This window comes from Nocardia sp. NPDC050718 (genome assembly GCF_040654235.1).
GTDB lineage: Bacteria > Actinomycetota > Actinomycetes > Mycobacteriales > Mycobacteriaceae > Nocardia.
The window spans coordinates 151,667-172,993 of the sequence record NZ_JBFAHQ010000010.1 but is presented as its reverse complement, the minus strand read 5'-3'; the positions used below and the strand labels follow the sequence as shown (position 1 = coordinate 172,993).

Below are 21,327 nucleotides of genomic sequence, written 5' to 3'. Positions count from 1 at the left end.
TACCAATGGAGGCGTGATGGTGGAGTTGAAGACGCCCGCGGAGATCGAGCGGATGCGGGTGACCGGTGCGTTCGTCGCCGACGTGCTGGCCGGTGTCCACGCGAAGGCTGCCGTCGGGGTGAACCTGCTCGAGCTCGAAGAGTATGTGCGGGAACGGATTCGCGAGCGGGGCGCGGTGTCGTGCTACTGGGACTACGCGCCCTCGTTCGGTCGCGGGCCGTTCCGCAACACCGTCTGCCTGGCGGTCAACGACGCTGTGCTGCACGGGCTTCCACACGACTACGTGCTGTGTGACGGTGACGTGCTCACCGCCGATCTGGCCGTCACCATCGACGGCTGGGCCGCCGACTCCGCGGTGACCACCATCGTCGGCACCCCGGCCCCGGCCGACCAGCGCCTGGTGCGGGCCACCGAGGAGGCCCTCGCGGCCGGTATCGCCGCCGCGCAGCCGGGCAACCACATCGGCGACATCTCCGCGGCCATCGCGACGGTCGCCCGCGCGTACAGCTACCCGGTCAACACCGAGTTCGGTGGACACGGCATCGGCCGGACCATGCACGAGGACCCGCACGTGTCCAATACCGGCCGCGCCGGGCGGGGGTTCCGGCTGCGTCCCGGGCTCACGATCGCCATCGAACCCTGGTTCGCCGCGAGCACCGCGACAGTGGTCACCGACGCCGACGGGTGGACGATCCGCTCCGCCGACGGCTCCCGGTGCGCGCACAGTGAGCACACGGTCGCGGTCACGGCCGACGGGCCGAGTGTCCTCACGCTGCGCGGCTGAGCATCGTCATACTGCGTCACCGGGCAGGCTCATGGTGCGCGGTGGAGTGGAGATCCCGTGCCGGTCAGGCGGATTCGGCGATCTGCTCGGTGCGGTAGACCTCGGCGAGGTCGGTCAGCGGGATCGCCAGCGCCTCGGCCAGGCCGACGACGGTGCCGAAGGCTGGGGAGGGCAGGCGGCCGGATTCGATCTTGCGCAAGGTCTCGGGGGAGATGCCCGCCGCGCGCGCCACCTCGGCCAGATCCCGGTCGCCGCGCGCCGTGCGCAGGCAGCGGCCGAGGCGACGACCTGCTTCGACTTGGGCCGGGCTGAGGGGGAGGCGCACCATGGCTCCGAGGGTAGGTGGGGTATTTAAATACCGCAAGCCGCGGACGGGCCGGTGATCGTCCGACGATCACCGGCCCGTCCGCGGCGGGGCTCAGTGCGCGGTGCCGCCGGTGGCGGGCGTGCGCCCGTGCCGCATGATCACGGCCAGCACCAGGGCCACGGCCGCCGCGGCGCCGCAGACCCAGAAGCCCAGCTCGTATCCGCGATCACCGAACACATCCGGGATCGGGGCCGGGGGCTGCGCCTGGCCACCCACGCTGACCAGCGCGGTCATCCCGTTGGCGTGCAGGAAGGCCGTGACGATGGCCAGGCCGACGGCGACACCCATCGACTGCATGACGCCGAGCATGCCCAGGCTGATGCCCTGCTGCTCCTGCGGCACCGCCTCCACCATGAGAATCGGCATGGCCGCGTAGTAGAACCCGAAGCCGACGCTGAACACCGCGTTCACCAGCAGGAACACCGTGCTGGTATGCGGCAGGACGGCGAAGGCCGCGGCCGAGCAGACGAAGATCGCCAGCGCGATGACCAGCGGGATCCGGGCGCCCATCCGTCGCGCGATGACGCCGGCGAGCGCACCGCAGACCATGGTGACCACCGCGCCGAGCAGGGCGATCCGCACCGCGAACTCCAGCAGGGTGTACCCGCTGCCGTAGGTGTAGCCCGGATCGAGCGTCACCTGGACGGCCTCGGGCGGCAGCGGCTGACCCGTCATGGCCTGCACCTTGGCGAGAATGCCCTGCTGTGCGCCCGCGGTGACGGTCGCCTCGTCGGGCGTCTGGGACATGTAGGCGATCGCGTAGGAGACGACGCCGATCTGCAGCGAGGCGAACAGCGCCCCGGCCAGCACCAGCGCGACGCGCGGGTGGAACAGCAGCTTCATGTCCATGATCGGCTGTGCGACCCGGGTTTCCACCAGGACGAACAGCAGCAGCAACACGACGCCGGTGATCACCCAGGCCAGCGTGGTCGGCTTCGCCCAGCCCCAGTCGTGGCCCTTGTCGAGGTAGATCAGGATCAGCGCGGCACCACCGGCGAGCAGCAGCGCGCCGACATAGTCGATCCGTTCCCGCACGCGCAGCTTGGATTCCGGGACGACGAAGTACACCAGCGGCAGCATCACCAGGGTGAACGCGGCCAGGCACCAGAAGATCGCGCGCCAGCTGTAGTTGTCGACCAGGAAGCCGCCGAGCAGCGGTCCGGCGATGGCGGAGACGCCGAGGCCGGTCGCGGTGACGCCGAGGCCGAGCGGAACGTACTTGCGCGGCATCAGGTCCCGGATCAGGCCGTAGGCGATGACCGCCGTCGCGATGGCGGTGGCCTGCAGGCATCGGCCGAGCAGGAAGATGCCCCAGTTCGACGTGGTCGCGTCGAGCACGCAGCCGATCATGAACAGCACGCCGCAGATGAGGAACATCCGCTTCTTGCCCCAGACGTCGCTCATCTTGCCGATGAGCGGCGAGGCGGCGGCGCCGATCAGGCCGAAGACGATGATGGCCCAGTTGATGTTCGCGCCGACGCCGGGGAAGGTCGGCGCGATCTTCTGCAGCGCCGCCGACACGATCGTGTACTGCATCGGCGCGATCTCGGTGAACAGCACGATCACCGCGAGCACGGTGAAGATGCGGGCCCGTGACGCGCCGTCCAGCCGGCCGGTGTCGTTGGTGTCCGGGTCGGTCGTGACAGGACTCGACAGCTTCGGATCTTCAGGAATGGTGGACATGCCACGCTCCGTTTGTTCGGGAATTACTTCGAGAGGGAGTGGAGCGCCGCGCGATCGAGTGTGACGTAGATCGCACGACTTCCGCCTCGGAGTATGTGACCCTACCGAGCGCTAGGTTGGTGAAGTTATGTAAACGTTATGTTTGCTCCCGCTGAGTGGGTGAAAGCAGCGAAACGAAGTCCCGATAGGCGGCCGTCAGGTCGATATCGTCCCTGGCCAGCAGCCATTGGACCTGCAATCCGTCCATGACCGCGAGCAGTAGCGGCGCCGCCTGTTCGGGGGTGAGTCCACCGGGCAGCTGATCGCCGAATTCGGTGCTCAGCAGGGCGGCGAAGTCGGCGCGGGCCTTGGCGTAGCGCTCGGTGAAGAACTCCCGCGCCGGGTGCGCCTCGGTGATGGACTCCCCGGCCAGGACGGTGAACGCCTGGACCAGATCCGGGCGTTCGGCGTTGTACTCGACGATCTGCTCGAGGTGCGACAGTCGCGCGTCGGCCAGGCGGGCGACGAACGCCGCGAAATCCCAGCGGTCGCGCGCTTCGAGCACGCCGGTCAGCAGGGCGTCCTTGCTGGGGAAATAATGCAGAACGCCGGCCTGGGTGAGGCCGACGCGGTCGGCGACGGCGGCCAGGGAGGTGCCCTGGTATCCGCGCTCGGCGATGAGGGTGGTCGCGGCGTCGATGATGGCCGCACGCCGTGCTTGTGCCTGGGCCGCCCGGCCGCCTTGCTGTCCCCGAGTCACTCCGCGAGCGTATCGGTCCGGTGCGGGTCGGCGTGTCGGCGGGCGTGCCGGGGGCGACCGGTCGGTACGTCCAGATGGTGTGAATTCCGCTGGGGGACACCACTATCCGGATCTCTCGGAAGTGGTGTTATGCACTATAGCCATGGCGCATCATGAGTGGGTATCGCGCCGGGACCGGGGTTGGACGGGCTCGGCAAGTCGGAGGGAAAACCCATGAAGTTCAAGCAGTTGCTGGCTGCCGGTGTCCTCACCGTGGCGGCGACCGGTGTCGCCGCGGCCACCGCGTACGGCGCGCCGGTCACCGGCCCCTCGGTCGCCGGGGTCGACGGCGCCGTCGCGTACACCGCGGCGGTGGCGAAGGACGGTTCCGCGGCGACGGTGGAACTGGCGGCGGGCAGGTTCGAGCTCACGCCCGACGCCTCGGTCGCCGTATTCGCCCCGGACGGCAGCCGGATCGGCCTCATCCCGACGACGGTGCAGCCGGTCGCCGGGCCCGCGGTGCGGGTGATCCCCGAGGTCGACGCGGCGGCCACCACGCTGACGCTCACCCCGGTCGGCGCGCCCGCGCTGAACCCGGTGGCGCTGCAGCAGATCGATCAGACCGGCAATATCGTCGCCGGTATCGCGATCGGCTGTGTGGTGGGGGCGCTGATCGGGCTGATCTTCCTGGTCGTCTCCGCCATCCCTGGCTGTGTGATCGGGGCGGTGATCGGCGGCATCATCGGCGCGAACCAGTAGGGGAGGCGCGTGGCGGGTGGTCGGTCTGCCACCCGCCGCTGTGCTGTGTGGAGCATCGCTGCCCGGGCTCGGCGCGTGCCGCGATTCCGCGGGACGCGACCGCCCAGAGGCGGGCGCCGGGCCGCCCGGCGTCGCTGAGGTGCCGGAGGGGAGGCGGGCGCCCGCATCCGGCGCTCAGCTGCCGGAGCGGTCGGTGAACGCGCCGTCGGTGAGGACCGGCGCGGTGGTGTCGGCGTCGAGGTCGATCGCGATCGCGACGTCGTCGGCGAAGCCGATCGCAGCGAGTTCCCGGCCGGACGCGCTGGATGCGATCAGCGCGGGCACGTCGGGCGTGGCGGCGAAAGTGGTTGCCGCCGACTGTGCCTCGGGTGAGGCGGCGGTGGCGCCCCGGTCCAGGAGGGCGGCGGCGAGCGCGCCCGCGCCGAACCAGTCCTCCAGCGCGGGCCGGAGGGCTTCGCTGCCCGGCCACTGTTCGCCCGCGGCGACGATCGCGATCGGCTGTTCGGGCGTGCCCCACCCCTGGGCGATCAGCCAGTCGGCGACGGCACCGTAGTTGCGAAGACACCCGGCGGCGACCGTGCCGCCGTCGACGGTGGCCGCGATGGCGGACCCGTTCGGCGACGGCAGCACCAACCGCTCGGTGAACGGCGCCCGCCGGATCGCGGCGGGCGAGAGCGACCACGGACGCGCCGCCTCCGCTTCCCGCCGCCCGACCGCCAGTGCCGCCCCGTTGGCCTCGGCGAACTCGCGCGCCGACGCGTCCCGCCACCGATACGGGAACACGGCCGTCCCCGCAACGGTCGCGACCGATACCGAGGTCGTGAACGACAACACGTCCACCACCACGACGGCCGCGGCCCCCGGCCCGATCGCCGCCGCGCCCGACCTACCCCAGTCCACCCTGATCCCGAACCCGCGCTGCCGCGACCACTCCGGCGCCGAATGCACCCTGCCCCTCCTCGACTCGACCGGCGAATCCACCAGTGCACCATACGGATCCACGCGGCTCCAGTCTTCCGCTCCCGCCGCGCGCAATCGCTCGGGGACCCATGACCAGGCCGTCGCGGATGGTCAGCTGCTCGATCGGGCGGGTCCTGCTGCCGAAATACTCACCGGCTGATCACCACCGGACGAGGACGAACCGGACGGACCCTTCGGGTGGCTCGACGAATCGACCGACCACGATCGGATGTGCTCGGCGTGGAGCGCGATTCAGCTCGCATGACGGCGGTGGGGCGGCACGGCGTCACTCAGGCTGTGAGGAGAGCCGGGAGGGAGCATCATCGTGGTCCGGAGCATCGGAGCATCGGAGCGAACTGCGCGGCGGTGCGGGACCCGGGCTGAGTCAGCGGAGGAATGCCGGGGTCAGGTCGAGGTCGGTGGGTGGGCGCAGGCGGCGGAGGGTGCCGTCGATGCTGGTGACGTAGAGGGACCAGGCGGGACCGTCGGGGGCGAGGCGGGCGGAGGTGGGGCCGATCGGGGGTCGGGCGGGCAGTGGTCCGGTGGGCGGGGTGGTCCAGCCGGTGGCGAGGGTGCACCAGCGGCCGGTCGCGGTGTCGACCTGGTAGACGCTGCCGGAGTAGTCGCCCGCGACGAAGGCCAGTCCGCTCGCGGTGGTGTCGAGATCGTCCAGTCCGGGGAACAGGCCGTCGGGGATCGCGGCGACCGGGGTGGGGTGGTCGGGGGCGTCGAGGGGGACGCGCAGGATCTGGGAGGTGGCCACGTCCTCGGTGAGGACGGCCCGGTGGTCGGGGGTGAGGGCGAGGCCGTTGGGGCGGGGCACCGGCGACCAGCCGAGCGTGAATTCGCCGGTGGCGGGACGGTAGCGGCTGATGCCGACCGGCGGCCACGGAATCGACAGCTGGGTCAGCAGCAGGTCGCCGTCGGGGAGCAGGAGCAGGCCGTTGGGCTGCACCAGATCGGGTAGCAGCACGGTGACCTCGCCGGTCGGCAGGTGCAGCCGCCGGAGCGTGCCACCACCGTCGGGGGTGGTGCCGTCGCCGGTGAGGAAGTAGAGGTCGGCGCCCCAGCGGCGCAGCCCGGCGGGATTGTCGAGCCCGGTGAGCAGCGTGGTGACCCGGCCGTCGGCGGCGACGTGCCGCAACTCGCCGCGCACGATGCCGGAGACGTAGAAGCCTCCCGCGCCGTCGTATTCCAGGTTCTCCAGGCCACCGAGGTCGGCGGCCAGCACCTCGGCCTGCCACCCGCCGCCGCATCCCGCCTCGGCCCGCGCCGCCGCCACCGGCCCGAGCCCGGTGATCACCACCGCCGCGAGTGTCGTTGCGAGACAGCGGATATAGCGCGTGCCGGAGCGTCGATCCATGGCCGAAGCCTAGACCGCCGCCCGGCCGCGCCGCACCGCGTCAGCCGGGTGCGGTGGTGGTCAGCCAGGTGGCCAGCAGGTCGGAGGCGGCGGTGTCGGCGGCCAGAGCGGCGTGCTCCGCGGCGGTCAGTTCGACGGCGTCGAGCTCGGCCCGCCAGCGGGCGAGCCGTTCGGAATCCTCGGTCGCGACCGCGATCTCGGCCAGCGCGGCGTAGGCGCGGGCCCGGTCGGGGGCCGACGCGGCCGTGGCGAATCGTCGCAGCCCGGTTTCCAGGACGCGGGCCGCCGCCTTGTCGTCGTTCTTGAAATCGCGCAGGATGCGGGCATTGTCGAGGACCTTGGCCAGCCCGGTCAGCGCACGGGAGCCGCCGTATTCGAGCTCCATCGGCTCGTCGCGCTGGATCACCAGCAGGGTGTTGCCGACCGGATCCACGAGGGAGAACCGGGACTGTCCCGGCCGGAACCGGGTGATCCGCGGCAATCCCTTGGCGGGGACCCGGCCGTACGCCGCGCGCAGGGCCGCGGTGAATTCGGCGTGGCGGGCGGCGACGTCGTCGACCATCACCAGCGCGCCCACATGCTCGGTGGGCAGCGTGACCCCGGGCGGCGCGGCCGCGAAATGCAGTGCGCACCCGTGCCCTTCGACCGCGCCGTAGACATAGGGCCTGGTTTGCTCGTAGGTGACGGTGTAGCCGAGTGCCCGGTAGAAGGCCAGCGTGGTCGGCAGCTCGCCACTCCACAGCAGCGGCACGGCGGTATCGGTCATCGGTGTCCTTCCGGAGAACGGGGGTCGGTCGGATCCGAGGTTAGGAAGACTTTCGCGAAACCGCCCATAACTCGTCGGGCGAGCTCAGCAGCCGGTCGGCGGCGACCGCGGCACCGTCGCGGACGATCTGCTCGCCGACCGTGCGGGCCGTGGTCACGGCGTCGAGCGCGCCCTCCAGTGCCGCGTACGGGTCGTCGGTGGCGGTCAACGCGGTGCCGATGCCCAGCTCGGCGACCCGCCCGGCGTAATAGAACTGGTCGAACATCTGCGGCACGACCACCTGCGGCACCCCGGCCCGCGCCGCCGCGTGGGTCGTGCCCGCGCCACCGTGGTGGACCACCGCGGCGACACGAGGGAACAGCGCCTGATGCGCGACCTCGCCGACGGTGTGGCAATCCGGGCCGTCGTCGCGGGGCCGCAGATCCGCCCAGCCCCGGCCGACGACGACGCGACGGCCGAGCGTCCGTGCGGCCTCGATCATCCTGTGCGCCACCTCTTCCGGAGCACGGACGCTGCCGAACCCGAGGTAGACCGGGGGATCGCCGGCCTCGAGGAAGTCCGCCAGCGCGGGATCGAGCGGGCGGGTGTCGTCGAGCATCCACGCGCCCGTCTGGACGACGTCCAGATCCGGTGCCCCGGGCCAGGGCGCCAGGAGTGGGTCGGCGGCCAGCCACGGTCGCTCGGTGAACAGGTGCGCGCGCACGTCCTCGACCTCGGGCAATCCGAGCCGGGCGCGGGCGGCGTTCAACGGCGCCCGCCAGACGCCGTTCCACAGCTGCCGATCCTGTTTCCAGCGGGCGGCGATGTCGCCGGTGGGGGCCGTGCCGAAGACCGGCGGCGCCAGCCGCGGTGACGGCAGTGTCATCGGGGCGAACGCCGCGTACACGTACGGCACCGCCAGCGACTCCGCGATCGAACGCGCGGCGATCGCCAACCCGCCCCCGCCGACCACCGCGCCGCAGCCCGCCGACGCCGCACCGACCGCCGCGAACTGGGCCGCCACCGTGTCCTCGACCATCCGCTGCCGCTGCTCCGGCGTCGGCACGCCGTTCGGCTTCACCGTGCCGCGCACCTCCGGCCCCACCGGGACGTATTCGACACCCAATTCCCGCGCCCGGCCGGCGAAATCGGGCGGCGCGCACAACACCGCCGCGTGCCCCAGCGCGCGCAGCCGCACCGCGAGCGCGAACATCGGCTGCGCCTCCCCGCGTGACCCGATCGTCGACAAGAGAACCCGCATGTCACACCCCGTCCTGCGCCCGGATCTCGGCGCGCGAACAGCGATTCTGCACCCCCGCCCCGCCCTTGCGGCAAGCCCCGTTCGCCGGTAGACAATGAAAGGGGAAGCGCGATCGGCGGCCGCTGCCGCACGCGCCGGAGGGCATTAGGCTGCGAGCATGACCAACCGTCTCGGTGAGCTGCAGACCGCGAACTTCGTCCTCCTCACCACCTTCCGTAAAGACGGCACCCCGGTGGGTACCGCCGTGTGGGCTGTCGCCCGCGACGACAAGCTGTTCGTGTGGACCGTGACCGACAGCTGGAAGGTGAAGCGGATCCGCCGCAATCCCGAGGTGACGTTGCAGCCCTGTGACGCGCGCGGGAAGGCGCACGGTGCCGTCGTCACCGGCACCGCCCGACTCCTCGACGCTACCGAGACCGAACAGGTCCGCTCCTGGCTGCGGCGCAAGTACTGGCTGACCGGCCCGCTGGTGATCCTCGGCAGCAACCTGCGCCGGGGCAAGGCGGGCACCATCGGCATCGAGATCACCCCCGCCTGACGGATCACCCGAAGCAGTACCCAGTACCCGGGGTATCGGATAACGTGGGCTCAGCGGAACCTCCGAAGGGACTCACATGGCCGAGAAACGCACCCGCGCCGTCGTCGTCGCGGGCGCGCGCACGCCGTTCGTGCGCGCGTTCACCGATTTCACCCGCCTCGACAGCATCGCCCTGGCCGGCGCCGCCGTCCGCGGGCTGATCGAACGCACCGGGATAGCGCCGGGCGAGATCCAGTCGATCGTGTGGGGTGGCGTCATCCTGCCGAGTCACGCGCCGAACATCGCCCGCGAAGTGGCCCTCGATCTGAAGCTGGATTTCGGGTGTGAGGGCTACACCGTGACCAGGGCGTGCGCGTCCGGTCTGCAGGCGGTCACCTCGGCGGCCGCGGCCATCGAACGCGGTGAGTACGACATCATGATCGCCGGTGGCAGCGACTCCACCAGCAATGCCGAGATCAAGCTCCCGCAGAAGGTCGTGCACGCCGTCGCGCCGGTGGCGCTGGGCAAGCCGAAGCCGAAGGACTACCTCGACGTGGTCCGTCAGCTCGCGCCGTTCACCGATGTCCTGCCGCGGCAGCCCAAGATCTCCGAGCGCACCACCGGCGAGGTGATGGGCGAGTCCGCCGAGAAGATGGCCAGGATCAACGGCATTTCCCGCGCCGACCAAGACGAGTTCGCCGCCCGCTCGCACCATCGCGCCGCGGCCGCCATCGCCTCGGGTCGCTTCGACGACGAAGTGGTTCCGGTGACCACCCCGTCGGGCAAGCGGGTCGACACCGACGGCCTGGTCCGGGCGAACACCAGCGTCGACAAACTCGCCACCCTGCGGCCGGTGTTCGCCGAGGGCGGCACGGTCACCGCCGGCAATGCCAGCCCGCTCACCGACGGCGCGTCGGCCGTGCTGCTGATGAGCGAGGAGAAGGCCCGCGCCCTCGGCTTCACCCCGCTCGCGGCCGTGCGCTCGTGGAGTTTCGTGAGCGTCGACCCCGCCGATCAGGTCCTCATCGGCCCGGCCGTCTCCATGCCGCGCGCCCTCGACAAGGCGGGCATGACGCTGGCCGACATCGACCTCGTCGACATCCACGAGGCTTTCGCCGCCCAGACCCTCTCGGTCCTGCGCATGCTGGAAAGCCCCGACTGGGCCAAGTCGCGCCTGGACCGCGACGAGCCGGTCGGCACCGTGGACATCGACAAGCTCAATGTCCACGGCGGCTCGATCTCGCTGGGCCACCCCTTCGGCGCCACCGGCGCCCGGATGGTCACCACCATGGCCAACGAACTGGCCCGCACCGGCAAACAGACCGCCTTGCTCGGCATCTGCGCCGCCGGCGGCATCGGCGCCTCCGCCGTCCTCGAAGCCGTGTGAGCACGACGGGCAGGTGATCCAGACCGGACCACCTGCCCGGGCGGCTACGTCGCCTGGCTCACCGAGGACATGTGGAAGTCGGGGATGCGCAGCGGTGGCATGGCGGTGCGGGTGAACCAGTCCTTCCATTCGCGGGGCAGGGTGATCTCGGTGGCGCCGGCTTCGCTGATGCGGCGCAGGAGATCGAGGGGGCTCTCGTTGAAGCGGAAGTTGTTGACCGCGGCGGTGACCCGGCCGTCCTCGACGAGGTAGACGCCGTCGCGGGTGAGGCCGGTGAGCAACAGGGTGGCCGGGTCGACCTCGCGGATGTACCAGAGGCAGGTCAGCAGCAGACCGCGTTCGGTGCGGGCGATCATGTCGTCCAGTGACGCGTCGGAGCCGCCGGTGAGCAGCAGGTTCTCGCCGGGAACCGTGGCGGGAGCGGAGAATTCGGCGGCGGTGGCGCGCGGGTAGACCAGCGATTCGATGACGCCGGCGCCGATCCAGTCGACGCGCTGGGCGGGCAGGCCGTTGTCGAACACCGACAGCGATTCCGAGGACGACGGCGTCGCCACGAACGGCCGGTACTCCAGACCGCTCGCGTTCGGGTCGGAGTAGAGGGTCAGCGGAATGTCGCTGAGCCGCTCACCGATCCGGGTGCCGCCAGCGCGGGAGAAGGCGGTGTGGCCCTCGTGCGCGCCACGGCCCTCCATGGTCCAGGCCAGGTAGATCATCAGGTCGGCCACCGCCGAGGGCGGCAGCAGCGTCTCGTAGCGGCCCGCGGGCAGGTCGACGCGGGTGGCCGACCAGTCCAGCCGCCGGGACAGCTCGGCCAGCAGGCCCGGGGTGTCGACGTCGGTGAAGTCGGCGGTGCCGACACCCACCCAGGCGCTGGCGAGATCGGCGCCCTCGCCCCGCTTTCCGTTGATCTCGACCGACCCGGTGGGCTGGCTGAACCGGCGCCGGATCCCGGTGGAGGTGCCCAGCCAGGTGGTGTGCAGCTGGTGGTGGGCGAAACCGTAGAGCCGGTCGGTGCCGTCGAAACCGGTCGACAGATCGCGGGCCAGGCCTGCGAACACGTCGATCTCGGTGGCACCGGGCGCGTGGTCCCAGGTGGCGGTGTCGTCGACGGTGGGTTCGAGCAGCGGCATCGCGTCGCGCGCCGGGGTCGCCGTGCGGGCGGCCTCCTCGCTGGCGCGCACCACGGCCTCGATCTCGGCCGGGTCCACGCTGGTGGAGCTGATGCTGCCGACGCGGGCGGCGTTGGGGCCGTCCCGGAACACCGAGATCACCGCCCAGTCCCGCGACACCGACGACCCGTTGGTGGTCATCGAATTGCCCGCCCAGCGCAGCGACGCCTCGTGCGCGTCGGTGACGATCACGATCGCCTCGTCGGCCTTCGACGCCGCCAGCGCGCGCTCGACCACCGCACCCGCGGGGAACACACCCGATGCGCTCACTGGCCGCCCTCCGTCCGGGTATTGAGAATGTTGACCCCGCGCACCAGCACCGACGGGCAGCCGTGGCTCACCGCCGCCACCTGACCGGGCTGGGCCTTGCCGCAGTTGAACGCGCCGCCGAGCTGCCAGGTGCTCGGCCCGCCGACCGCTTCCATCGCACCCCAGAAGTCGGTGGTGGTGGCCTGGTAGGCCACATCGCGCAGTTGTCCGGCCAGTTCTCCGTTGCGGATCCGGAAGAACCGCTGACCGGTGAACTGGAAGTTGTAGCGCTGCATGTCGATCGACCACGACTTGTCGCCCACGATGTAGATGCCGTCGGAGACCCGCGAGATCAGCTCGGCGGTCGTGGTGTCGCGCTCCGGGTCCGGCTGCAGCGACACGTTCGCCATTCGCTGGATCGGCACGTGATGCGGTGAATCGGCGTAGGAGCAGCCGTTGGACCGCGCCAGCCCGAGGCGCGGGGCGAACACCCGGTCGAGCTGGTAGCCGACCAGCACGCCGTCGCGCACCAGATCCCACCGCTGGCCCGCCACGCCCTCGTCGTCGTAGCCGACCGTGGCCAGCCCGTTGACCTGGGTCCGGTCCCCGGTGACGTGCATGATCGGCGTGCCGTAGCGCAGCGTGCCCAGCTTGTCGGGGGTGGCGAACGAGGTACCCGCGTACGCGGATTCGTAGCCGATCGCCCGGTCGTACTCGGTGGCGTGGCCGATGGACTCGTGGATGGTCAGCCACAGATTGGTCGGGTCGATCACCAGGTCGGTCGGGCCGGCGACGACGCTGGGCGCCTTCACCTTCTCGGCCAGCCACTCCGGGATCCGCGCGAGTTCGCCCGCCCAGTCCCAGGTTCCGTCGGCGCCGGTGACGTACTCCCAGCCGCGGCCCGCGGGCGCGGCCAGGGTGCGCATGGTCTCGAAGACCCCGGAGGCCGCGTCGACGGTGATCGCCTCGAGCTGCGGATGCAGCCGCACCCGCTGCTGGGTGATCGCCGACCCGGCCGTGTCGGCGTAGAACACCTGCTCCTTGACCTGCAGCACCGACGCGGTCACGTGGTCGACGCCGTCGGCGGCGGAGAGCCGTTCCGAATAGTCCTGCAGCAGCGCCACTTTGTCGGCGGTCGGCACCGCGAACGGGTCGAGGTCGTAGGCCGACACCCAGGACACGTCCGCGTAGCGCGGCTCGTCGGCCAGCTCCACGCGCTCCCGATTGAGCGAGCGCAGGGCGGTCGCGACGGTGACCGCGCGCCGGGCCACCTCGGCGGCGGTGTCGGGGGTGAGCGCGGCGTGCGAGGCGAAACCCCAGGTGCCGTCGACGATCACGCGCACGGCCAGACCGAGCTCGGTCGAGTCGGTGACGGCCTCGACCCGCCCGTCGCGCAAGCGGATCGACTGGGTCACCAGCCGCTGCACCCGCAGATCGGCGTGCTCGGCCCCGGCCGCCCGCGCCGCCGACAGGGCGGCCTCGGCCAGCGCGCGCAAGCCGAGTGCGCGGAACTCCTCGTCCACTTCTCCGGAAGTCGCGGTAGTCACCCGGCCTACGCTAGCCGGTGGGACCGACACGCGGGAGCCGTGCCCGCGATTCCACGAAAACCCGGTTCCGGCAGTCACAACCGTGACGCGCTGACCCCGGTCCTCCCGCGGCGGTGGGCCCCGATGCCGTAGGGTGCCCGCCGTGCCGCCATCCGCCCTCCGCGATCGAAAAAGGGAACGAACCCGTCGTGCGATCCTCGTGGCCGCCGTCGGATTGTTCGAGGCCAGAGGCTATGAGGAAACGACCGTGGCCGAGATCGCGGCCGAGGCCGAGGTCGGCACGCGGACCTTCTTCAACTATTTCGCGAGCAAGGAAGAACTGCTCTTCCCCGAACCCGACGAACGGGTGCGCGCCGCCGTCGCGGCCATCGCCACCCGGCGGCCGGGGGAGCGTCCGGTGGAGGTGCTGCTGCGCGCGCTGCGCGCGGCGGGCGACAACCCCGGTGAGCATCTCGTCGACGATCTGAACTCCCGGGTGGCGGCGCTGCGCGCGCGGGTCTCGCGGACGGTGCCCGCGGTGAGCGGCCGGGCCGCGCACGCCCAGCTCGTCGCCCAGCGTGAGATCGCCCGGCAGCTGCACAGCGCGTTCCCGCACGAACTCGACGAGGTCGGCGCTGCCGCGCTGGTCGGCGCGGTCGTCGGCGCCGTCTCGGGCGCGCTGACGGTGCTGTTCCAGCAGCCCCAGCACGGCATCGACGACGGCGAGCGACTACACCGCAAGATCCACGAGACCACCTCGCGGGTGCTGCAGCCGTGGCTGGCCGCCTCGGCCCCGGTCGAACCGGCGCGCTAGCCGAACTGCTGCCAGCCCAGCCGGATCACCATCACCACGACCACCACCAGCAGCACGATCCGCACGAACCCCGCGCCCTTGGCCAGCGCCATCCGCGAACCGACCAGTGCGCCCGCCACATTCGCGACCGCCATGCCTGCGCCCAAACCCCACAGGATGTGGCCGGTCGCGCCGAGGTACAGCAGCGCGCCCAGATTCGAGCCGCAGTTGATCACCTTCGCCATGGCCGCGGCCCGCACGAACTCGGTGCCGAGCAGCGTCGCGAAGGTGATGATCAAGAACGTGCCGGTGCCCGGCCCGAGCAGGCCGTCGTAGAGGCCGATCAGACCGGCGGCCAGCTCCACCACCAGGATCACCTTGCGCCGGGTCGGCGGATGGGTGGCCATGGTCATGCCGATCGATGGCCGCAGCGTGACGAACAGCGCGACGCCGACCAGCACCACCATGACCAGCGGAATGAACAGGTCGCGGTCGATCAGCGAGACCGCCGCCGCGCCACAGGCCGCGGTGATCGCGGCGATCACGGCGCCCGGAATCAGCACCTTCCACTGCATCGGCACCCGGCGCGCGAAGGTGATCACCGCGGTCGAGGTGCCCGCGAACGCGGCCAGCTTGTTGGTGCCAAGCGCCGTCTGCGGGGCGATGCCCGGGGCGACCAGGAACAGCGTCGGCAGGATGATCAGGCCGCCGCCGCCGACCACCGCGTCGACCCACCCCGCCGCGGCCGCGGCCACCAGTAGGACCGTCCAGTCTCCTAGTTGCACCGGACCAGGCAATCAAGATCGCGCCCGGAAAGCCAACCTGGTCCGGCCGCGCCCGGCGACTAGGCTGGGCCGGTGCGCCGGTTCAGCTTGTGGCTCCGCGGCCGACCCGTCGTCGCCGATTCCGTCCTCGCGCTGTTCCTGATGGTGCTCGACGCGCTCGGCGTCGGCGACGAACACCACAAGGCCTCCTACCTGGTCTTCTCCCTGATCCTGCCGCTGCCGCTGATCCTGCGCCGGATCTATCCGCGGGCGATGGCCGCGGTGATGTTCGTGCTCTCGGTGCTGTGCACGCTGGTCGGGTATCTGGCGGGCGACGACACCTCGGGACACGTCGCGCTGATCGGGCTCGGCGTGATGCTCTACACCCTCGTCGCCTATGTCGGCAGGCGGGACGGGCTGATCTACCTGGGCTGCCTGGCGATCGATCTGACGCTGTCGATGCTGGTGCTGCGCGAACCCGCGGGCGGCGATCTGGCGCTGGTCGGCGTGATCTACGCGCTGTGCTGGACACTGGCCGAGTTCAACGGCGCCCGCCACGCCTACGACGCCGAGGTCGCGGCGCGGCTCGCGGTCGCCGACTACGACAAGGAACGCCGGGCCCACGAGGCCGTGGCCGCCGAACGCACCCGCATCGCCCGCGAACTGCACGATGTGGTCGCGCACGCGGTCAGCGTCATCATCGTGCAGGCCGACGGCGCCAAGTACGCCCTGCGCCACGACCCCGACACCGCCGAACGCGCGCTCGCGACCATCGCGGGCACCGGCCGGGAGGCGCTGCGCGAACTGCGCCGCACCGTGGCACTGCTGCGCACCGAGCACGCGCCGGAACTGCTGCCCCAGCACGGCAGCGCGGGCATCGCGACCGTGGCCGAGCTGATGCGCGACGCCGGTGTGGCCGTCGACCTCGAACTGACCGGGGAACTCGACGACATCACGCCCGAGGTCAGCCTCGGGGTGCACCGCATCGTCCAGGAATCGCTGACCAACACCCTGCGCCACGCCGGCGCGAGCCCGAAGGCGACCGTGCGCGTGCACCGCCGCGAGGACGACGTCCTGGTCGAGGTGACCGACAGCGGCGGGCTGCCCGAGCGGCCGCCTGCCACCGAGATCCCCGGCGCGGGCATGGGCCTGGTCGGTATGCGCGAACGGGTCGCTGTCCTCGGTGGCACCCTGTCCGCGGGCCGGACCGCCGACGGTCGCTGGCGGGTCCTTGCCACCCTCCCGCTGCGCGCCGAAGGCGACTGATCCGCCCGCTAAGGTTGGGAAATGCCGATCAGCGTGCTCGTGGTGGACGATCAGGAACTCATGCGGATGGGCTTGAAGATGGTCCTCGGGGCGCACCCGGACATCGAGGTCGTCGGCGAGGCGGGCAACGGGGACGAGGCCGTGCGGCGCGCCGGGGAGCTGCGGCCCGACGTGGTCCTGATGGACGTGCGGATGCCGGTCGTCGACGGGGTCACCGCCACCGGCCGGATCGTCGCGGCGGGCGACGGCGTCCGCGTGCTCGTGATGACCACCTTCGATCTCGACGAACACGCCCTCGGCGCGCTGCGCGCGGGCGCCAGCGGATTCCTGCTCAAGGACACCCCGCCCGAAGACCTCGTCTCCGCCATCCGCAGTGTCGCCGCGGGCGACGCGGTGGTCTCCCCGAAGGTCACCAAGCGCCTGCTCGACCGGCTCGTCGCCGAGGACCCGGCGGGCCTGCGCGACCCGGGCGTGCTCGACGTGCTCACCGCCCGCGAACGCGAGGTGCTCGAACAGATCGCCGCGGGCCGCTCCAACGCCGAGATCGCCGGGGCGCTGTTCCTGTCGGAGGCCACGGTGAAGACCCATGTCGGCCGCGTGCTCACCAAACTCGGGCTGCGCGACCGGGTGCAGGCGGTGGTGCTGGCCTATGAGACCGGTCTCGTCCGGCCGGGTGGCTGAGGCGGCCGGGAGAAAAATCGGGCTCCCGTGCGTTGACTCGGTAGATCGTCCGAAAGGATCGCCATGACCGCCGTGCTGTTCGTGCTCTACCTCGTCGTCGAGATCGCCGCGTTCATCGGCCTCGCCCAGCTGATCGGCGCGGGCTGGGCCCTGCTGACGCTGATCGCGGTGTCCGGGGTCGGCTTGCTGCTGCTGGGCGCCCAGGGCAGGCGCGTGTTCGACCGGTTCCGCCGGGCCGCGCGCGGCGAGGTCACCGCCGAGAGCGCGGTCGCCGACGGGCTGCTGGTGGCCACCGGCTCGGTGCTGCTGTTCGTGCCCGGCCTGGTCACCGGACTCGTCGGCCTGCTCGCGCTGTTCCCGCCCACCAGGGCGCTGATCCGGCCGGTGCTCGAGAAGCTCGGCACCCGGCGGTTCGGTCCGCTGCCCTCCTTCGCGCCGTCGCCGTACCGCGGCGTGGTGGTCGACGCCGACAGCGGTGACGTGGTCGACGGCGTCGTCGTCGGGCAGTGGTACGACGACGGGCACACCGCCGGGCCGCGTGCGCTCGGCTCCGCCTGAACCGAGGATTCCGCCCGGCGGCCGGAAGGTCTACAGTGTGCCGATGGCCACCGAGCAGATCACCGTCACGGTGAGCGCGGAACTGGCCGACGCGGTGCGTAGGGCGAGTGCCGCTGCCGGACAGTCCATGTCGGATTTCACGGTCGCCGCGTGGCGACTCGAACTCATCGCCGTCGAGGCGGGCGGACACACTCCAGCGGGGCTGTGCGACGCCGACGTCCGCGCGGTCCTGTCCCTGCCGACCTGACGATTCGCCGATACGGCAGACTGGGGGACCGTGAGTACCCAGTTGCTGATCGGCGGTCGTTTCTACAGTTCCAGCTCCCCGGACGCGACCGCGATGGCGGTCACCGACGGCACGGTGGTGTGGCTGGGGGCCGAAGCGCCCGGCCGGGCGATGCATCCCGACGCGGAGATCGTCGAACTCGACGGCGCCTTCGTCGCGCCCGCCTTCGTCGACCCGCACGTGCACGTCACCGCGCTGGGCCTGCAGCTGACCGGGCTCGACGTCAGCGGCACCGGGTCGCTGGCCGAGCTGCTCGCCGCCCTGCGCGCGTACGCGAGCGCGCAGCCCGACGGTGTGATCATCGGCGAGGGCTGGGACGACACCGCCTGGCCCGAGCAGCGCCCGCCCACGGTCGCCGAACTCGACGAGGCCGCCGGCGCGGGCAGGCTCGTATACCTGGCCCGGGTCGACGCGCACTCCGCCGTCGCCTCCTCGGCGCTGCTCGACGCGGCGGGCGAGCTCGGCGAGGGCTACCGTCGCGGGGAGCCGGTGCGCGCCGACGCCCATCACCGGGTGCGTGCCGTCGCCCTCGCGGAACTCGGTCGCGCGCACCGTGATCGGGCCCGCACCGCCGCCCTGGACGCCGCCGCCGCGCACGGCATCGTCGCCGTGCACGAGTGCGCCGGCCCCGATATCTCCAGCCGCGAGGACGTCCGCGAGCTGCTCGCCTTCGAGCACGGCGTCGAGGTGCGCGCCTACTGGGGCGAGGCCGTGCGCACCGCGGCCGAGGCGCGTGCCCTGATCGACGAGCTGGGTGTCGCCGCGCTCGGCGGCGATCTGTTCGTCGACGGTTCGCTCGGCTCGCACACCGCGTTGCTGCGCGCGCCCTACGCCGACGCGAGCGGCTGCGGCAAGAACTTCCTCGACGCCGAGACGGTCACCGCGCACATCCGCGCCTGCACCGAAGCCGGTGTGCAGGCCGGGTTCCACGCCATCGGCGACGCCGCCATGGATCTCGTGGTCGCCGGATTCGCCACGGTCGCCGCCGAACTCGGCGGTCCGGCGGTCGCCGCGCGCGGCCACCGGGTCGAGCACGCCGAGATGACCGACGCCGCCGCGATCGAGCAGCTCGCGGCGCTGGGCGTGATCCTGTCCGTGCAGCCGGGTTTCGACGCCGCGTGGGGTGGACCGGACCGCATGTACGCCACCCGCCTCGGCGCCGAGCGCGCCGCGACCCTGAACCCCTTCGCGGCGATGGCCGCGGCGGGCATCTCCCTGGCGATCGGCTCGGACGCGCCGGTGACCACGCTGAATCCGTGGGAGCAGGTGCGCGCGGCGGTCCAGCACCGCACGCCCGGTCACGGCCTGTCCCCGCGCGCCGCGTTCGCGGCCGCGACGCGGGGTGCCTGGCGGGCGGGCGGCGTGCGCGACGGCATGGCCGGCACCCTGGTGCCGGGTGCCCCGGCCTCCTACGCCGTGTGGGACGCGGGCGAGCTCGTCGTCGCCGCGGCCGCCGACACCGTGCAGCGCTGGTCGACCGACCCGCGCTCGCGCGTCCCCGGTCTGCCCCGGCTCGATCCCGGCGCCGACCTGCCGACCTGCCTGCGCACGGTGCACTACGGCACCACCATCTACCGCGCCTGACCACGACCGCGCCGGCACACGAATCACGGAGCAGGACACCATGATCCACCCCGCCACCGAACCAGGGCCCGACGCCACGACCGCCGACGCGGCCGGGGCGGGCCCGACCGACCCCGCGACACCGGCAGGCGCGGCGGGCGGTGACCGGTTCGGGGTCCTGGCCCGGCTGGCCACGGCCGTCGCGGGTGGCCTGCTGCTGTTCGGCAGCTTCCCGCCCCGGCCGTGGTGGTTCCTCGCCCCGATCGCGCTGGCCCTGCTCACCGTCGCGGTGCGCGGGCCGGGCAGGCTGCGCGGTGGTTTCGGCCTCGGATTCCTCGGCGGGCTCGCGTTCTTCGTCCCGCTGCTGCCGTGGACGGGCATCTACGTCGGACCGGTGCCCTGGCTCGCGCTGTCGACCGCGTGCGCGGTGTTCTTCGGCCTGTGGGGCGTGCTCGCCCGGTGGCTCGGCAGCCTGCCCGGCTGGCCGGTCTGGCTCGCCCTCGCCTGGACGGCCACCGAATGGGCGCGGTCGAGTTTCCCGTTCGGTGGATTCCCGTGGGGGCGGGTCGCTTTCGGCCAGGCCGACGGCTGGTACTTGCCGCTGGCCGCCTACGGCGGCGCGCCGCTGATCGGGTTCGCCGTCGCCCTGACCGGCACCGGCCTTGCCGCGCTCGAGCTGCGCGTGCTGGCCTGGGTGCGACAGCCTGCGCCGCGCGCGACCGGCAGGGCCACCCGGCTGGGATTTGCCACGGCCGCGGTCACCGTGGCTGTCATGCCCCTCGCCGGAGTGATCCTCCGGCCGACGCTGCCCGCCCCGGACGACGGTGACCGGACGATCACGGTCGCCGCGATCCAGGGCAGCGTGCCGCGGTTGGGCCTGGAGTTCAACGCCCAGCGGCGGGCCGTGCTGGACAACCACGTCCGGCGCACCGAGGAGCTCGCCGACGCCGTCGACCGCGGGCAGTCGCCCCGGCCCGACATCGTGATCTGGCCGGAGAACTCCTCCGATATCGACCCGCTGCGCAACGCCGACGCCGCCGCGGAGATCAGTAGGGCCGCCCAGCGGATCGGCGCGCCGATCCTGGTCGGCGCGGTCCTGGTGAACGGCGACCGCACGACCACCAACTCGGTGATGGTGTGGAACGGCGCGGACGGCCCGTCCGATCGGCACGACAAGAAAATCATCCAGCCGTTCGGTGAATACCTGCCGATGCGGAGTTTCTTCCGATTGTTCTCGTCGTATGCCGACCAAGCCGGACATTTCGTGCCGGGTGACGGTGACGGAACGGTCACGGCGGCCGGGGTGCGGGTCGGTGTCGCCACCTGTTACGAGGTGGCGTTCGACCGGGCCTTCCGGGAGTCGCTGGCCGCGGGTGCCGAACTGCTGACGGTGCCGACCAACAACGCGACCTTCGGCACGAGCGAGATGACCTACCAGCAGATGGCCATGTCGCGGGTGCGGGCGGTCGAGCACGGCCGGGCCCTGGTGATCGCAGCAACCACCGGGGTCAGCGCTATCATCACCGCGAACGGCGAGATCGCACAGCAGTCCGAACAAGTCGTCCCCGCCGCGCTGGTCGCCCAGCTACCATTGCGCGACACGACGACGATCGCGACACGGATCGGCGCGGCGCCGGAAGTGGCGTCCGTTATTCTGACCGCGATCGGCGTGGCGCTGGTATTTTTCCGGCGCCGGCGGGCAAATCAGACGCAGGTTTCGCGGAGCTCGCAGAATTCCGAATAAGCGGTTTGTTTCAACCCGGGGGAAGCAGCAGTAAGTAGCTGCTACAGGGGCGTAATACATAGAGCTCGAAACAAATCCACATCGGTAGCCATCCGGCTGCCGGAGTACTCCGAATCAATGGGCGTGGATAGCCACGCCCTGGGCCGTCGTGTGCCCGGGCGCTGCTCGGGGAGTTGTGACACAA

At 71.7% G+C, this 21,327-nt stretch carries 22 protein-coding genes; 12 read left to right on the top strand and 10 right to left on the bottom strand.

All coding sequences use genetic code 11. From position 1 onward, the window contains the following. Positions 1–16 precede the first annotated feature (16 nt). The gene (map, locus tag AB0H54_RS31245; RefSeq protein ID WP_357350315.1) at positions 17–784 is read left to right on the top strand and encodes a type I methionyl aminopeptidase; all 768 of its coding nucleotides are present in this window, start codon (positions 17–19) and stop codon (positions 782–784) included. Positions 785–848: 64 nt separating this feature from the next. Here map and AB0H54_RS31240 read toward each other — a convergent pair whose 3' ends face one another. The 3 genes from AB0H54_RS31240 to AB0H54_RS31230 form a co-directional block, all read right to left on the bottom strand. Beyond that, on the bottom strand, positions 849–1,112 hold the full coding sequence (locus AB0H54_RS31240; protein ID WP_357350313.1) for a helix-turn-helix transcriptional regulator: 264 nt from the start codon (positions 1,110–1,112) through the stop codon (positions 849–851). Positions 1,113–1,202: 90 nt separating this feature from the next. Continuing rightward, positions 1,203–2,834 carry an MFS transporter gene (locus tag AB0H54_RS31235; protein WP_357350311.1) on the bottom strand — a complete coding sequence of 544 codons (1,632 nt, stop codon included), beginning with the start codon at positions 2,832–2,834 and terminating at the stop codon, positions 1,203–1,205. A 136-nt stretch (positions 2,835–2,970) separates the two neighbouring features. After that, a complete protein-coding gene (locus AB0H54_RS31230; protein WP_357350309.1) occupies positions 2,971–3,573 on the bottom strand; it encodes a TetR/AcrR family transcriptional regulator in 603 nt (200 codons plus the stop codon). A 213-nt stretch (positions 3,574–3,786) separates the two neighbouring features. Between AB0H54_RS31230 and AB0H54_RS31225 the strand changes: the two genes are divergently transcribed. Continuing rightward, entirely contained in the window at positions 3,787–4,311 is a 525-nt protein-coding gene (locus AB0H54_RS31225) for a hypothetical protein (RefSeq protein ID WP_357350307.1), read from the top strand. Between the two features lie 174 nt (positions 4,312–4,485). Here AB0H54_RS31225 and AB0H54_RS31220 read toward each other — a convergent pair whose 3' ends face one another. After that, positions 4,486–5,145, bottom strand: a complete 660-nt coding sequence (locus AB0H54_RS31220) for a 2-phosphosulfolactate phosphatase (protein WP_357350305.1) — start codon at positions 5,143–5,145, stop codon at positions 4,486–4,488. On the opposite strand from AB0H54_RS31220, the gene AB0H54_RS31215 reads away from it, so the two are divergent. Continuing rightward, positions 5,132–5,431, top strand: coding sequence for a hypothetical protein (locus AB0H54_RS31215; protein ID WP_357350303.1), 300 nt, complete (start codon positions 5,132–5,134; stop codon positions 5,429–5,431). The two genes, AB0H54_RS31220 and AB0H54_RS31215, sit on opposite strands and share 14 nt — an antisense overlap. A 225-nt stretch (positions 5,432–5,656) precedes the next feature. On the opposite strand, the gene AB0H54_RS31210 is transcribed toward AB0H54_RS31215, so the two are convergent. Genes AB0H54_RS31210 through AB0H54_RS31200 form a run of 3 tightly spaced genes read right to left on the bottom strand, consistent with a single transcriptional unit; the run spans position 5,657 to position 8,640 of the window. After that, on the bottom strand, positions 5,657–6,634 hold the full coding sequence (locus AB0H54_RS31210; RefSeq protein ID WP_357350301.1) for a hypothetical protein: 978 nt from the start codon (positions 6,632–6,634) through the stop codon (positions 5,657–5,659). Between the two features lie 40 nt (positions 6,635–6,674). Next, positions 6,675–7,400: a glyoxalase gene (locus AB0H54_RS31205; RefSeq protein WP_357350299.1), complete on the bottom strand. Its 726-nt coding sequence runs from the start codon at positions 7,398–7,400 to the stop codon at positions 6,675–6,677. A gap of 40 nt (positions 7,401–7,440) precedes the next feature. Then, positions 7,441–8,640 (bottom strand): glycosyltransferase, encoded by a 1,200-nt coding sequence (locus AB0H54_RS31200; protein WP_357350297.1) that lies wholly within the window; start codon positions 8,638–8,640, stop codon positions 7,441–7,443. A gap of 157 nt (positions 8,641–8,797) precedes the next feature. Between AB0H54_RS31200 and AB0H54_RS31195 the strand changes: the two genes are divergently transcribed. Together AB0H54_RS31195 and AB0H54_RS31190 are read left to right on the top strand one after the other, a co-directional pair. Further along, positions 8,798–9,178, top strand: a complete 381-nt coding sequence (locus AB0H54_RS31195; RefSeq protein ID WP_357350295.1) for a PPOX class F420-dependent oxidoreductase — start codon at positions 8,798–8,800, stop codon at positions 9,176–9,178. Positions 9,179–9,254: 76 nt separating this feature from the next. Then, positions 9,255–10,544: an acetyl-CoA C-acyltransferase gene (locus AB0H54_RS31190; RefSeq protein WP_357350293.1), complete on the top strand. Its 1,290-nt coding sequence runs from the start codon at positions 9,255–9,257 to the stop codon at positions 10,542–10,544. A gap of 44 nt (positions 10,545–10,588) precedes the next feature. On the opposite strand, the gene AB0H54_RS31185 is transcribed toward AB0H54_RS31190, so the two are convergent. Beyond that, on the bottom strand, positions 10,589–11,968 hold the full coding sequence (locus tag AB0H54_RS31185; protein ID WP_355280434.1) for a TldD/PmbA family protein: 1,380 nt from the start codon (positions 11,966–11,968) through the stop codon (positions 10,589–10,591). An 11-nt stretch (positions 11,969–11,979) separates the two neighbouring features. Then, complete coding sequence (locus AB0H54_RS31180; protein WP_355280240.1) at positions 11,980–13,509, bottom strand: TldD/PmbA family protein; 1,530 nt, start codon at positions 13,507–13,509, stop codon at positions 11,980–11,982. A 199-nt stretch (positions 13,510–13,708) separates the two neighbouring features. Between AB0H54_RS31180 and AB0H54_RS31175 the strand changes: the two genes are divergently transcribed. Next, positions 13,709–14,302: a helix-turn-helix domain-containing protein gene (locus AB0H54_RS31175; RefSeq protein ID WP_355280242.1), complete on the top strand. Its 594-nt coding sequence runs from the start codon at positions 13,709–13,711 to the stop codon at positions 14,300–14,302. Here AB0H54_RS31175 and AB0H54_RS31170 read toward each other — a convergent pair. Next, on the bottom strand, positions 14,299–15,066 hold the full coding sequence (locus AB0H54_RS31170; RefSeq protein WP_357350290.1) for a TSUP family transporter: 768 nt from the start codon (positions 15,064–15,066) through the stop codon (positions 14,299–14,301). The genes AB0H54_RS31175 and AB0H54_RS31170 overlap by 4 nt on opposite strands. Positions 15,067–15,138: 72 nt before the next feature. Here AB0H54_RS31170 and AB0H54_RS31165 point away from each other — a divergent pair, with 72 nt between their 5' ends. The 6 genes from AB0H54_RS31165 to lnt all read left to right on the top strand — a co-directional run bounded on the left by AB0H54_RS31165 (position 15,139) and on the right by lnt (position 21,143). Beyond that, on the top strand, positions 15,139–16,311 hold the full coding sequence (locus AB0H54_RS31165) for a histidine kinase (protein WP_357350288.1): 1,173 nt from the start codon (positions 15,139–15,141) through the stop codon (positions 16,309–16,311). A gap of 21 nt (positions 16,312–16,332) precedes the next feature. Next, positions 16,333–16,992, top strand: coding sequence for a response regulator transcription factor (locus tag AB0H54_RS31160; RefSeq protein ID WP_357350286.1), 660 nt, complete (start codon positions 16,333–16,335; stop codon positions 16,990–16,992). Positions 16,993–17,055: 63 nt separating this feature from the next. Next, positions 17,056–17,550 (top strand): FxsA family protein, encoded by a 495-nt coding sequence (locus AB0H54_RS31155; RefSeq protein WP_357350284.1) that lies wholly within the window; start codon positions 17,056–17,058, stop codon positions 17,548–17,550. Between the two features lie 43 nt (positions 17,551–17,593). Beyond that, the gene (locus AB0H54_RS31150) at positions 17,594–17,797 is read left to right on the top strand and encodes a hypothetical protein (protein WP_355280249.1); all 204 of its coding nucleotides are present in this window, start codon (positions 17,594–17,596) and stop codon (positions 17,795–17,797) included. Positions 17,798–17,827: 30 nt separating this feature from the next. Beyond that, on the top strand, positions 17,828–19,420 hold the full coding sequence (locus AB0H54_RS31145) for an amidohydrolase family protein (protein ID WP_357350282.1): 1,593 nt from the start codon (positions 17,828–17,830) through the stop codon (positions 19,418–19,420). Positions 19,421–19,460: 40 nt separating this feature from the next. Further along, on the top strand, positions 19,461–21,143 hold the full coding sequence (gene lnt / locus AB0H54_RS31140; RefSeq protein WP_357350280.1) for an apolipoprotein N-acyltransferase: 1,683 nt from the start codon (positions 19,461–19,463) through the stop codon (positions 21,141–21,143). Positions 21,144–21,327 lie beyond the last annotated feature (184 nt).

What these genes read in the sequence shown, in the direction of transcription:
- AB0H54_RS31150 (WP_355280249.1), top strand. Translation starts at nt 17,594, where the DNA reads ATGGCCACCGAGCAGATCACCGTCACGGTGAGCGCGGAACTGGCCGAC.
- AB0H54_RS31200 (WP_357350297.1), bottom strand. Translation starts at nt 8,640, where the DNA reads ATGCGGGTTCTCTTGTCGACGATCGGGTCACGCGGGGAGGCGCAGCCG.
- AB0H54_RS31155 (WP_357350284.1), top strand. Translation starts at nt 17,056, where the DNA reads ATGACCGCCGTGCTGTTCGTGCTCTACCTCGTCGTCGAGATCGCCGCG.
- AB0H54_RS31225 (WP_357350307.1), top strand. Translation starts at nt 3,787, where the DNA reads ATGAAGTTCAAGCAGTTGCTGGCTGCCGGTGTCCTCACCGTGGCGGCG.
- lnt (WP_357350280.1), top strand. Translation starts at nt 19,461, where the DNA reads ATGATCCACCCCGCCACCGAACCAGGGCCCGACGCCACGACCGCCGAC.
- AB0H54_RS31160 (WP_357350286.1), top strand. Translation starts at nt 16,333, where the DNA reads ATGCCGATCAGCGTGCTCGTGGTGGACGATCAGGAACTCATGCGGATG.
- AB0H54_RS31240 (WP_357350313.1), bottom strand. Translation starts at nt 1,112, where the DNA reads ATGGTGCGCCTCCCCCTCAGCCCGGCCCAAGTCGAAGCAGGTCGTCGC.
- AB0H54_RS31235 (WP_357350311.1), bottom strand. Translation starts at nt 2,834, where the DNA reads ATGTCCACCATTCCTGAAGATCCGAAGCTGTCGAGTCCTGTCACGACC.
- AB0H54_RS31190 (WP_357350293.1), top strand. Translation starts at nt 9,255, where the DNA reads ATGGCCGAGAAACGCACCCGCGCCGTCGTCGTCGCGGGCGCGCGCACG.
- AB0H54_RS31205 (WP_357350299.1), bottom strand. Translation starts at nt 7,400, where the DNA reads ATGACCGATACCGCCGTGCCGCTGCTGTGGAGTGGCGAGCTGCCGACC.
- map (WP_357350315.1), top strand. Translation starts at nt 17, where the DNA reads ATGGTGGAGTTGAAGACGCCCGCGGAGATCGAGCGGATGCGGGTGACC.
- AB0H54_RS31210 (WP_357350301.1), bottom strand. Translation starts at nt 6,634, where the DNA reads ATGGATCGACGCTCCGGCACGCGCTATATCCGCTGTCTCGCAACGACA.
- AB0H54_RS31195 (WP_357350295.1), top strand. Translation starts at nt 8,798, where the DNA reads ATGACCAACCGTCTCGGTGAGCTGCAGACCGCGAACTTCGTCCTCCTC.